Below are 11,764 nucleotides of genomic sequence, written 5' to 3' on the forward strand. Positions count from 1 at the left end.
TTGTCAAATAAACGTCAATTTTAGCAAGGTCATACGCAGTTGTCAATCATTTAAAATTCCAATTCTGGGAAATTTTTCAATTCATTATATAAATTTGCAAATTCTTTTATAGAAAGCGTTTCCCCACGTCTTTTAGGGTTAATGCCACTAGCTTCTAACCAATTTACAATTATCTCTTTATTTGCTTTTCCATCAACAAACAAACTTTGATAATTATTGTTGATGGTTTTTCTTCTTTGTCCGAATGCAGCTTTAGACAATTTGAAAAATTTATCTTCGTCGTCTACATCGACAAGTGGTTGTTCACGTTTCATTAACTTCACTACGATTGAATCTACGTTTGGAGGTGGTAAGAATACTGTCTTCGGTACAGTCAACACTTTGCTGGTTTCGGTATAAAACTGCGCAACTATAGATAAGGATCCATAAGCTTTTGTTCCTACCTCAGCGTTTAATCGTTCACCAACTTCTTTTTGCATCATTACTACATAACCATCAATTGGTAATTTTTGTTGCATTAAGTTTAATAAAATAGGTGTAGTTATATAATATGGTAAATTAGCAACAACTAAAATTTGCTCACAATCTGCTAGTTCATGTGTCACATAATGTGCAATATCCGCTTTCAATATATCTTCATTGATCACCGTAACATTTTTATATGGTGCCATTGTTTCATTCAGTACTGGTATTAAGCGTTGATCAATTTCAAAAGCGATTACTTTTTTTGCACTTTTAGCCAATTGTTCTGTCAGTGACCCCATACCTGGACCTACTTCAATAACACCCGTACGTTCATCTATATTACTCGCATCTATAATATTATGGATAATGTTGACATCAATTAAAAAGTTTTGGCCTAAACTTTTTTTGAAGCTAAAACCATAATGATTTAGAAGTGCTTTTGTTCGCGATGGTGTGGCAATATCTTTCATATCCAATTATTCTTCACTTCCTTTATTATCTTTCAAGGCATTTCTAACGTCTTCTTCTGTATAACCAAAAGCATTTAACTTGTTAAGTAGTTGTTTCCCGTTAGAATGGCCGATATGAAGTTTTCTTCCTAAAATTTCCCTTTTTCTGCGTGCGTCTTTACCTATAATTAATCCAAGATCAATCAAAACATCCTTATTGATGCTTTCATATCCCTCTCCGAATGGCGTGCTCACATGAATCAAAGCTTCTTTGATATCTTCGATTTTTGCATGTTCGACACCTATTTTACCACGTTTACTCTTGGCTTTATCTCGATCAATATAAGCATGTTTAACCCCTGGAATATGCTTTTTTATTGTATTACGAATTTTATCACCTGGGAAATCAGGATCTGTTAAAACAATGACACCTCGTGTTTCATATGCTTGTGCAATCACATTCAACGTTTTTTCATCAATTGCACTTCCATTTGTTTCAATTGTGTCGCAATCAACAGCGTTTTTTACCCGCTCTGTATCATCTCTTCCCTCTACTACAATAAATTCATTTATCTTCATTTATTGTGACACCTTTCATTTTTTACTTCATTTCAGAAAAAATAAAAAGGTACCGGCTCAAATTATGGTTACTCTTAGTATTCATATACCAACTAAGCCATATTTCAGACCGATACCTTTAAAATAATATCTTTATGCTTTTAATTTAAATAACCGTTCAGCATTTTCAGTTGTTTGACGGCAAACTTCCTCATAGCTAATTTCGCGTAACTCAGCAATTTGTTCAGCTACCAAAGTTACACGTGCTGGTTCATTTCGCTTCCCTCTGTATGGATGTGGAGATAGGAACGGTGCGTCTGTTTCAACTAATAATCTATCAAATGGTACATGTTTAGCAACTTCTTTAGGCTGCTTCGCATTTTTAAATGTGACAGGGCCTCCTAAAGATACATAGAAATTCAATTTATTAATGACATCATCTGCAATCTCAGGTGACGCACTAAAGCTATGCATAATACCGCCAATTTCTTCTGCATGCTCTTCTTTTAAAATATCTACACAGTCTTGTGTTGCCTCTCTATTATGAATAATGATTGGTAGATTAACGCGCTTAGCTAACGCAATTTGCTTTCTGAACAGCGCTTGTTGGACATCTTTTGGAGATTTATCCCAGTGATAATCTAAACCAGTCTCACCAATTCCAATAACTTTAGGGTGTGCTGCCAACTTTTCTATCCATGCCAATCTTTCTTCTGTGCAATCAATAGCATCTACAGGGTGCCATCCAATAATACCGTATATAAAGTCGTATTGATCAATTAGCTCCATTGTACGTTCAACAGTCGGTGTATCAAAGCCTACTACAAACATACGATCTACGCCATTATCTCTTGCGCGCTCAATAACCGCTTCTAAATCTTCATCATATTGTTCTGCATTTAAATGAACATGTGTATCGATTAGCATATTAAATCGCTCCCTTTATCTAATGATTACTTAATTACTGCACCATTTGGAATTGCATTCGGAAGGCTTACCAGTGTAAGTACACCATCTTTTTCAGCAGATAAAATCATACCTTCTGATTTTCGACCCATTAATTTAGCCGGCTTCAAGTTGGTAACTACCGCAACTTTTTTCCCGATAATATCTTCAGGTTGATAGAACTTAGCAATGCCTGAAACGATTTGACGTTGTTCATTATCTAAATCAACTTGGATTTTTAATAATTTATCAGATTTTTTTACATTCTCAGCATCAATAATCGTGGCCGCTTTGATTTCTACCTTATCAAAATCTTTGATATCAATTTGTGCTTTACTAGGTACTTCTTCTTGCGCTTCTTCGACCTTATCTGGTTGCATAGATTGCTTGATATATTCTATTTCAGCATCACTTTCTAAGCGTGGGAAAATAGGTTGCGGTTTACTACTTACCATAATAGGCTCTGTTAACGCACCATACTGTTCTATACTGTTAAATTCATATAATTCAGGTGAATTGATATTTAACTGTTCAAAAATTTGTCTTGGCGCATTTGTTAAGAATGGTCTTAATAGCACTGCAATGATACGAATATTCTCTACTAAATGAGCCATAACATTGCCAAGCATGTCTTTCTGATTCTCATCTTTTGCTAAAATCCAAGGTGTTGTTTCATCGATATATTTATTCGTTCTACTTATAAATTTCCATATTGTTGAAAGTGCCACTGAGAATTGTAAATTATCCATATTTTCATGGAACGTTTTCACTGTATCAAGTGCCAATTGTTCCATTTCTTCGTCTAATTCGTGTTTAGGACCTTCATAAGCTGGTAGTTCGCCATTAAAATATTTATTAACCATTGAAATTGTACGGTTAACTAGGTTACCTAAATCATTAGCTAAATCATAATTTGTACGTTCTACGAAGCCTTCTGGAGTAAATACGCCGTCAGAACCAAATGGTAATTCACGCATTAAATAATAACGTGTTGCATCTAAGCCATAACGATCAATCAATACGTTAGGATCTACTACGTTTCCTTTTGATTTACTCATTTTGCCATCTTTCATTAAAATCCAACCATGAGCAAATACTTTTTTAGGTAATGGAATATCTAAGGCCATCAATAAAATCGGCCAGATAATGGAATGGAATCTAACAATTTCCTTCGCCATAATATGGATATCTGCAGGCCAATATTTTTTAAACAAGCTATCATCATCTGATAAATAACCAAGTGATGATATGTAGTTTACTAGCGCATCAATCCACACATAAACAACATGCTTTGGATTCGATTTAACATGAATACCCCAGTCAAATGATGTACGAGATACTGCTAAATCTTCTAATCCTGGTTTGATGAAATTATTAATCATCTCATTTTTACGAGACGGTGGTTGAATAAAATCTGGATTTTCATCATAAAATTCTAATAAGCGGTCAGTATATTTTGATAAATTAAAGAAATAGCTTTCTTCTTTTACCAATTCTACTTCGTGTCCAGAATCAGGGCTTTTACCTCCGACAATTGCACCATTCTCATATACAGGATCAACAAGTTGTGTTTCCGTATAATACGTTTCATCCGGTACAGAATACCAGCCTTCGTATTCACCAAGATATATGTCACCTTGTGCCAATAAGCGTTCAAATATTTGTTGTACAACTTCTTTATGACGCGCTTCAGTTGTACGAATAAAGTCATCATTGGATATCTCTAACTTTTTCCATAACGCTTTGATGCCTGAAATCATTTCACCCAAATAATCTAATTCTGATTTCCCTGCTTTTTGCGCTTTTTCCTGTATTTTTTGACCATGTTCATCCGTTCCTGTTAAATATCGAACATCATAGCCTTGCATTCTTTTATAACGTGCGATGACATCACCAGCTGTAGTTGTATATGCATGACCGATATGTAAATTCCCACTCGGATAATATATAGGTGTAGTGATATAAAATGTTTCTTTCGCCATCAATGTTCCTCCTCGTTTCTTTCACTTCAAATATATCTAAATTTATTTTTATTTTCAATGAAGCAGATAAGTGTTCAATTTATATTTATTAATCATTTTAATACGTTTGATTTAGCATAAAATTAAGTATTTGTCCGTTAGCAATTTTCACTCATTTTACAACATGATAAATAATCTCTATCTTATCTACATTACCATAAATCAAGCTTGTTATGGGAATTTTTCGCTTGGTTTTATTGATAAAATTTCAAAAAAGTTATTATTTAATTTTCTTTTTAGCATTGCATTTTGTAAGCTTGCGTTTTATACATTATGATATACATCATATACTTCACTTGTCTTCATTTGCCTGTCTTCAGCAACTTGTTTAATCGCTGCTTTAGGTTTCATATTCTTATTAATATAATGTCCAACGTGTTCATGTATAGACATATTTTCAAACCAAGACGTATCTTCTGCTGCAATGTCCCCTTCAATGATGATGACAAATTCGCCTTTTGTAAGTATTTCTCCTTCATCTAGTTTCATTAGTAAGTTTTCCACTTTATCCGTGATAATTTCTTCGAATTTTTTGGTCAATTCCCTACCTAATGATACATTTCTTTGCGCATCTATTTTATAAATGGTCTTTAATGTATCTTTAACACGGTGCGGTGATTCATAAATAATCAAGGTACTATCTTGAAACATGCGTTGTTCTAATAAATCATATTTCGCCTTTTCTTTCCTTGGTAAAAACCCAAGAAACGTGTATGTAAATGAGGGTAACCCACTTGCCATCAATGCGGTTAACCCGGCATTTGGCCCAGGTACGGTCTCAACTCTGATTCCATTATTTCTAGCAGCTATTACAAGTTCGTATCCAGGATCACTTATCAAAGGTAGCCCAGCATCTGACACTAACGCAATATTAACCCCTTCCTGTAATTGCTGAATGAGGTATTCCGTCTGCTGTGCTTTATTATGGTCATGATATGATTTCAACGGTGCGTGTATATCATAATGTGCACAAAGCTTTTTTGTCACACGTGTATCTTCACATGCAATCAAGTCTACTGTTCGTAAAATATCAACTGCTCTATATGTAATATCAGCTAAATTTCCAATTGGTGTACCTACTAAATACAATGTCGCCATACTTCTATCCCTCACTTATCAGCTGTAATTTTTTCTGTCTAGAAAATGTTTTGATTTCATATTCACGCTTCATAGCTTCTGATTTAGTATCAAACATTTCTTGATAAACTAACTCTACTGGCCGTCTTATTTTAGTATATTTAGCACCTTGACCGCTATTATGTTTTGCTATTCTTTGTTCTATATCTTTTGCATAACCAGTATATAAACTTCCATCTTTACATCTAACGATATAAATAAAATGCTTATCCATAATAGATTTCTCTCATTTCTTCTGAATATGTTCCATCTTCATTATATATATAGAATGGTTGCTGTATGTCTAAACCTTGGTTACCACCTTTTCTACCCTCAACTACAATTGTTTGAGCTACTTTACCAGGTTTACTATAAATAAAATAAAGCTTCTTAGGTTCTATTCGATAATGTCTCATACTACTTAAGACATCCATAAGACGGTCAGCACGATGGACAATTAAAAACCTACCGCCTTCTTTCAATAAATGCCGCGCCTCAAAACAACAATCATCCAATGTACACATTATCTCATGTCTCGCAATTTTATGTGCATCTTTTTGATGCTGAAATTGTTGATTCACTTTAAAATACGGAGGATTACATGTAACAAGACTATACTGTGATGGTTTAAACGTATGATGTGCTTGCTTCAAATCCATATGATACATATGAATTCTTTTGTTCAGATGATTGTGAGCAATACTTCTTTTAGCCATGTTCACTAATTGTGCTTGTATTTCGATACCTTCAATAAATTGATTTCCTTTATGAGATAGTAACAAAGGAATAACACCATTACCGGAACACAGATCCATAATGACATCTTTTTTCTTTACTTTTGTAAAATGCGCGAGTAACAAAGCATCCGTTGAAAAAGAAAAAACATCATCATTTTGTATAATTTCTAATTTCTCTTTTAATAAAAAATCATACCTCTCATTTTCCATTAACATTTTTGTAACCTCCAAAAAAGAGGATGAGTTTACGATGCTTCGCTAATGAAGCCTATCGCTTTTCTCATCCTCAACTCCATATTTTTCTATTTTTATAAATGATATTTATACTACTCACTTAATACTTCGAGACAAAACAGACAGTCGTCGCCTTTTCTATGTTTGCCAAATAGCTCTCCATTGCATATATGAAAGCCTTCTTTGTATAGCATCGCTAAATTATCTTTGCTACGTAATGGGCGTTTAGGTTGATCTTTTTTATCATTTTCTATTTTTTTAGTTTTTTCTTCTTTACCTATTAATGTTTTTAAATTCTCATTCTCTATTTGTAATGCGACATTTTCTTCAATTAATGCTACTGTAAGATTTTTTAAATTTAACATGTCACGATTAATTTGATTAATGTTTTCCTCTAAATGAGCTAGATTTTCAAATATGTCGCTTCGATTCAATGTTGTCACGGCCTCCTAATTTAATGTTTCTAATTCTTCCATTTTATATTCTAATGGTTGTTCAAGACCCTCTATTTTAACCTGCATAGATATATCTAAAATATTTAAGCCCACAACTCTACCATTACCTTCCGGCGTTTCAATGACATCCCCAACATCTGGTAACTGAGCTCTTGCTTCTTCATAATAGTCATTTTCATATTTTAAACAGCACATAAGCCGACCACAAGCACCAGAAATCTTTGAAGGATTTAATGATAAATTCTGATCTTTAGCCATTTTTATCGAAACTGGTTCAAAGTCACCTAAAAAAGTCGAACAACATAACGAACGACCACAAGGTCCAATGCCCCCCAATAATTTTGCTTCATCTCTAACACCGATTTGTCTTAATTCTATTCTTGTTCTCAATTTTTGAGCTAATACCTTCACTAATTTTCTAAAATCTACACGCTCATCTGATGTAAAATTAAAAATAACTTTCGATTTATCCAAAGTAAATTCACAATTTACTAAACGCATATCCAAATGCTGTTGTTGAATGATATCTTTGCACAAATTCAAAGCATCTTTTGCATCATGTTCATTTTGTTCGTATTGTACTATATCTTTTTCTGTAGCTTTACGAACAATCTGTTTTAAAGGTAATGCGACATCTTCATCAGCTACATTTAAAGGTTCATAATTCACTCTTCCAACTTCTAATCCTCGTTTTGATTCAACAACAACCCACTCACCCAAACTTAAGTCAAAATTTTGTGGTGAGTAATATTCCATTTTACCTGCGTGTTGAAAGTGTATACCTACTACGTTTTGCATAATTATTTCACCCCTTTTATAACGATTTGTTCAAATACTAATGTTGGATTTACATTTTGATTTAATTTTTTATGTGCTTCAGTTAACTGATCAAACATTAAAACAATCTGATTATATGTTAAATTTTGTGCGTATTGTTTAATTTCCACCTGTAAATCTTGAAATATCATTTCATCTTCTAATCCTACTTTAGCATGCATAATATCTTCAAAGAAACTGTTAACTGCTGCCAATGATAATAACTGTAAGCGTCTGTTTTTAGCTTGTTTCAATAAATCAACAATTGCTATTAATGCCATAGAACGATTTTTCAATATTAACTGACACCATTTAATGATACTCTTTCGCAGTGCCATTAAGTCTGAGTCTTCGTTTAACGCAACTGCAGTCTCTATCTGTGTTGTATAGGCGCTTAACAATTCCGCAACAGGTCGTGTGATTTCTCGCTCCACTAATCTATCTATAAAATTTAATTTATTAATTGGTTTAAAATAAACATGCTGACATCTCGAGTGAATTGTGTCTAAAATTTGCTCTGGTTTCGTAGTTAATAAAATGGCAATTGTATTATCTGGAGGCTCTTCTAGAAATTTTAATATACTATTTTCACCTTGAATCGTTAATTTTTCAAAGGATTCTATAATATATACTTTATAATTTCCTTCAATAGGCAATTGATTCATATGATGTACTAATTGCTCTATTTGATCCTTTTTTATTGTCGTTTCTTCAGAAGACACATACATAAAATCTGGATGATTAAATGTTTCTACTTTTAACTGACATTGATTTTCTTCACCACATAAAATCATTTTAGAAAAATCGATAGCAACTTGTTGCATTGTCTGTCCATCGTCACCTTCAAATAAATATGCATGCGATAGTTTATTAGATTGATATGCTTTTGTCAGTCTTTCTAATTCATCCATGATAATGTTGCTCCTTTATATAAAAAGGCTGCTAATACACAGTGCCTTAACAAATTACATTTAACATTAGCTAATCACTTAGCAACATGTAATTCGAAAAGTTACCATATACAGCAACCATATTTTTAGAATTGATGGAACGCTTCTACTGGCATAACAAATACCGTTGCGCCGCCAACTTCCACTTCAACTGGATAAGGTATATATGAATCAGCGCTTCCACCCATCGGGGTAATCGGCGATACAAGTTGTTCTCTATTACCACAAGTATCATTAATAACCTGTAGCATTTCATCGACACGATTATCTTCTACACCTGATAAGAACGTTGTGTTGCCTGCTCTTAAAAATCCGCCTGTTGTTGCAAGTTTTGTCGCTCTAAAATTATGTTTAACAAGTTTGTCCGAAAGTTCCTGACTATCCTGGTCTTGTACGATTGCTATAATCATTTTCATACTAAACACCTCTTTTGAATATTATATCATAATTTTTCTAAATAATTGGTGATAGATTCATACGTTGTATTCACTACTTTATCTATACTTTGATCCGCATTAATTACAATAAAGCGTTCAGACTCATTATGAATAATCTTTTTATAACCTTCAACTACTTTTTCATGAAATTTTACATCTTCTTGATCTAAACGATTTTGATTTCTTTGATTTTTTAGTATTCTCTCTCTACCAACTTCGACACTTACATCTAGATAGATAGTTAAATCTGGATATAATCCATTAATCGCAAATTCATTAATAGATTTAACTTCTTCTATACCTATACCCCTTGCATACCCTTGATATGCTAATGAACTATCAATATAGCGATCACATAAAACAATATTACCATTATCTAATGCTGGGATAACTTTGCCTACAAGATGTTCGCGTCTTGATGCAGCAAATAATAATGCTTCAGTCCGATCATCCATGTCTTCTCCCTCGAGTAATACTTCTCTTATCTGCTCTCCTGTCTTTACGCCTCCTGGCTCTCTCGTAAGTACAATATGATATTCATGTTTTAGTTTTTCTGCAACTTGTTGTATCACAGTTGTTTTTCCAGAACCTTCTGGTCCTTCAAAAGTTATAAAAGCTGACATCTTATTCATCCTTAATTTCTATTTTTAAATTTTTAATTCCTTCAACTCTTTGATGATGTTCACACCAATAATCCATTAATTTTACCATATCTTCTGTTATTTTTTCTCCCTTAAACATTAACGGAACGCCAGGAGGATATGGCACAATGTGATTGGCTAATATTTTATTTCCAGCATGTTTAATGTCTATTTTTCGCACATGCTGTATTTCGCCACCATAGTACACACTACTTTCAGTTCTATACGGTATGCTAGTATTTATATCCCGCGGTCTCTCTACTAATTGGATTTTTTCAATCCTTGATAATAGTTCATCAAATGGGTATTGATCATCTTCATGCCATAATGGCAAGACCATTAATACTTGAAGGTCATCAGCCAATTCAACATAAATATGCTGTGTTTCAAAGTATGATTGCAATTCATAGCCATTATATCCCTTACATCTTACATTTATTTTCAGTGGATCATCAACCTCAACAACTTCTAACCCTTTGCTTTTTAATCGTTGAATCAGTTGTTCTCTTTTTTGAAAAAAATGTTCACTATTATAGTCTTCATAAAATTTTTGCGCGAGTTCTAAACTACTCATTAATAGATAAGATGGACTAGAAGATTGAAAATAAGATAAATATTTTATGACCTCTTCTCTATAAGGTGCATTTTTATGAATAAATATCACTGAACTCATCGTTAGTGATGGCAATGTTTTATGATATGATTGCACAACATAATCCGCGCCCAAGTTTAATGTTGTCTCAGGGAAATGTTCTAAACCTAGATGTGCACCATGTGCTTCATCGATTAGCGTTGGTATTTTCAATGACTTTAAACATTCCATAACAAATTTAATATCAAAACATTCACCATAATAATTAGGATAAGTAAATACCGCTAGCTTACTATCTTTAACTTGATCATATAATGACGTTTTGTTAGGTCCTAGATATTGATTCGTAGCATCACTAATATCCATTTTTAATAATTGTGCTTTTGCCTTTATTAAATCTAATGCATGAAATACAGATTTATGTGCATTCCGCACTATCGCATAATCCCCTTTTTTTGAGGAAAATGCTTGAATTACAGACAATATTCCTGAAGTGGTACCATTTACTAAATAATAAGCGTCATAATCAGGATGCTTGGTAACTCTTTGCATACTTTCAGCTATTACAGACTCAGGGGAATGTAAGTCATCAAGTCCTGTAATTTCTGTCATATCCATTTTAAAATTCAATTGGTTTAAGTATCCGATAGTCATATTTTTATGTCCAGGTACATGTAATGAAATAGGTTCTTCAGCTAATAATCCTTTCAATTTATGTAACAATGATTCACTCATACTTATCCTCACTTTTCAATTTCTATTTCTATATTTTTGTTTCATTACAATACTACTATTATATAGTAAAATACACATCTGCTTATACAACAGTATAACGTTTTAATCTTCTACATTTTAACATAATAACATAAAAAAATGAGCGCACTTGAAGACCATACCGTCAAAGTATCATGATTACTTTTTTAAAATTAATAGTATTTATACATCAACCCATGCAGTTAAAATTCTTTTGATGCAAAAAAAGACCCTTTCGGGTCTTAATTGCCTGGCAACGTCCTACTCTTGCGGAACGTAAGTCAGCTACCTTCGGCGCTAAGGAGCTTTCCTGACTTTAGACAAGCGCTCGCATCTTTTCTCAGTTTCACGCTTTCCTCACTCACTTACCACTTGTAAGCTCGTTTCGTCTTTCGCTCACTTCGTCAGCTTCAAACGCTTTCTTTTGTCAGTTTACAGTTCTTCGAACTGGAAGTTAAGCTCCTTTTGATGCAAAAAAAGAGACCCTTTCGGGTCTTAATTGCCTGGCAACGTCCTACTCTTGCGGAACGTAAGTCCGACTACCATCGGCGCTAAGGAGCTTAACTTCTGTGTTCGGCATGGGAACAGGTGTGAC

13 protein-coding genes and 1 rRNA gene are annotated in these 11,764 nt (G+C 33.4%); all 14 read right to left on the bottom strand.

Annotated elements, in window-relative coordinates; all coding sequences use genetic code 11:
• Nucleotides 1–50: 50 nt before the first annotated feature.
• A complete protein-coding gene (gene rsmA, locus KA856_RS13310) occupies nucleotides 51–935 on the bottom strand; it encodes a 16S rRNA (adenine(1518)-N(6)/adenine(1519)-N(6))-dimethyltransferase RsmA (RefSeq protein ID WP_181187776.1) in 885 nt (294 codons plus the stop codon).
• Between the two features lie 6 nt (nucleotides 936–941).
• On the bottom strand, nucleotides 942–1,493 hold the full coding sequence (gene rnmV / locus KA856_RS13315) for a ribonuclease M5 (protein ID WP_107386364.1): 552 nt from the start codon (nucleotides 1,491–1,493) through the stop codon (nucleotides 942–944).
• A gap of 132 nt (nucleotides 1,494–1,625) precedes the next feature.
• A complete protein-coding gene (locus tag KA856_RS13320) occupies nucleotides 1,626–2,399 on the bottom strand; it encodes a TatD family hydrolase (protein ID WP_107386363.1) in 774 nt (257 codons plus the stop codon).
• Between the two features lie 26 nt (nucleotides 2,400–2,425).
• Entirely contained in the window at nucleotides 2,426–4,399 is a 1,974-nt protein-coding gene (metG, locus tag KA856_RS13325) for a methionine--tRNA ligase (protein ID WP_107386362.1), read from the bottom strand.
• A gap of 303 nt (nucleotides 4,400–4,702) precedes the next feature.
• Entirely contained in the window at nucleotides 4,703–5,536 is an 834-nt protein-coding gene (gene rsmI, locus KA856_RS13330) for a 16S rRNA (cytidine(1402)-2'-O)-methyltransferase (RefSeq protein ID WP_210138755.1), read from the bottom strand.
• Nucleotides 5,537–5,540: 4 nt separating this feature from the next.
• Nucleotides 5,541–5,789 (bottom strand): GIY-YIG nuclease family protein, encoded by a 249-nt coding sequence (locus tag KA856_RS13335; protein ID WP_107384057.1) that lies wholly within the window; start codon nucleotides 5,787–5,789, stop codon nucleotides 5,541–5,543.
• Nucleotides 5,782–6,507, bottom strand: a complete 726-nt coding sequence (locus KA856_RS13340) for a tRNA1(Val) (adenine(37)-N6)-methyltransferase (protein WP_107386360.1) — start codon at nucleotides 6,505–6,507, stop codon at nucleotides 5,782–5,784. The genes KA856_RS13335 and KA856_RS13340 overlap by 8 nt, the downstream gene beginning before the upstream one ends.
• Nucleotides 6,508–6,617: 110 nt before the next feature.
• Complete coding sequence (gene yabA, locus KA856_RS13345) at nucleotides 6,618–6,959, bottom strand: DNA replication initiation control protein YabA (RefSeq protein ID WP_107386359.1); 342 nt, start codon at nucleotides 6,957–6,959, stop codon at nucleotides 6,618–6,620.
• A 15-nt stretch (nucleotides 6,960–6,974) separates the two neighbouring features.
• Nucleotides 6,975–7,778: a PSP1 domain-containing protein gene (locus KA856_RS13350; protein WP_210138756.1), complete on the bottom strand. Its 804-nt coding sequence runs from the start codon at nucleotides 7,776–7,778 to the stop codon at nucleotides 6,975–6,977.
• Between the two features lie 2 nt (nucleotides 7,779–7,780).
• On the bottom strand, nucleotides 7,781–8,707 hold the full coding sequence (locus KA856_RS13355; protein WP_107386357.1) for a DNA polymerase III subunit delta' C-terminal domain-containing protein: 927 nt from the start codon (nucleotides 8,705–8,707) through the stop codon (nucleotides 7,781–7,783).
• Nucleotides 8,708–8,832: 125 nt separating this feature from the next.
• On the bottom strand, nucleotides 8,833–9,162 hold the full coding sequence (locus KA856_RS13360) for a cyclic-di-AMP receptor (RefSeq protein ID WP_046206571.1): 330 nt from the start codon (nucleotides 9,160–9,162) through the stop codon (nucleotides 8,833–8,835).
• 26 nt (nucleotides 9,163–9,188) lie between these two features.
• Nucleotides 9,189–9,806 carry a dTMP kinase gene (tmk, locus tag KA856_RS13365; protein ID WP_107386356.1) on the bottom strand — a complete coding sequence of 206 codons (618 nt, stop codon included), beginning with the start codon at nucleotides 9,804–9,806 and terminating at the stop codon, nucleotides 9,189–9,191.
• A gap of 1 nt (nucleotide 9,807) precedes the next feature.
• The gene (locus tag KA856_RS13370) at nucleotides 9,808–11,151 is read right to left on the bottom strand and encodes an Orn/Lys/Arg family decarboxylase (RefSeq protein ID WP_107386355.1); all 1,344 of its coding nucleotides are present in this window, start codon (nucleotides 11,149–11,151) and stop codon (nucleotides 9,808–9,810) included.
• Nucleotides 11,152–11,670: 519 nt separating this feature from the next.
• Nucleotides 11,671–11,764, bottom strand: a 5S ribosomal RNA gene (rrf, locus tag KA856_RS13375); the annotation flags it as partial.

Origin of the sequence: Staphylococcus sp. GDB9P120P, from assembly GCF_017893435.1 — a bacterium.
Classification (GTDB): domain Bacteria; phylum Bacillota; class Bacilli; order Staphylococcales; family Staphylococcaceae; genus Staphylococcus; species Staphylococcus cohnii.

What these genes read in the sequence shown, in the direction of transcription:
- rsmA (WP_181187776.1), bottom strand. Translation starts at nt 935, where the DNA reads ATGAAAGATATTGCCACACCATCGCGAACAAAAGCACTTCTAAATCAT.
- rnmV (WP_107386364.1), bottom strand. Translation starts at nt 1,493, where the DNA reads ATGAAGATAAATGAATTTATTGTAGTAGAGGGAAGAGATGATACAGAG.
- KA856_RS13320 (WP_107386363.1), bottom strand. Translation starts at nt 2,399, where the DNA reads ATGCTAATCGATACACATGTTCATTTAAATGCAGAACAATATGATGAA.
- metG (WP_107386362.1), bottom strand. Translation starts at nt 4,399, where the DNA reads ATGGCGAAAGAAACATTTTATATCACTACACCTATATATTATCCGAGT.
- rsmI (WP_210138755.1), bottom strand. Translation starts at nt 5,536, where the DNA reads ATGGCGACATTGTATTTAGTAGGTACACCAATTGGAAATTTAGCTGAT.
- KA856_RS13335 (WP_107384057.1), bottom strand. Translation starts at nt 5,789, where the DNA reads ATGGATAAGCATTTTATTTATATCGTTAGATGTAAAGATGGAAGTTTA.
- KA856_RS13340 (WP_107386360.1), bottom strand. Translation starts at nt 6,507, where the DNA reads ATGTTAATGGAAAATGAGAGGTATGATTTTTTATTAAAAGAGAAATTA.
- KA856_RS13350 (WP_210138756.1), bottom strand. Translation starts at nt 7,778, where the DNA reads ATGCAAAACGTAGTAGGTATACACTTTCAACACGCAGGTAAAATGGAA.
- KA856_RS13355 (WP_107386357.1), bottom strand. Translation starts at nt 8,707, where the DNA reads ATGGATGAATTAGAAAGACTGACAAAAGCATATCAATCTAATAAACTA.
- KA856_RS13360 (WP_046206571.1), bottom strand. Translation starts at nt 9,162, where the DNA reads ATGAAAATGATTATAGCAATCGTACAAGACCAGGATAGTCAGGAACTT.
- tmk (WP_107386356.1), bottom strand. Translation starts at nt 9,806, where the DNA reads ATGTCAGCTTTTATAACTTTTGAAGGACCAGAAGGTTCTGGAAAAACA.
- KA856_RS13370 (WP_107386355.1), bottom strand. Translation starts at nt 11,151, where the DNA reads ATGAGTGAATCATTGTTACATAAATTGAAAGGATTATTAGCTGAAGAA.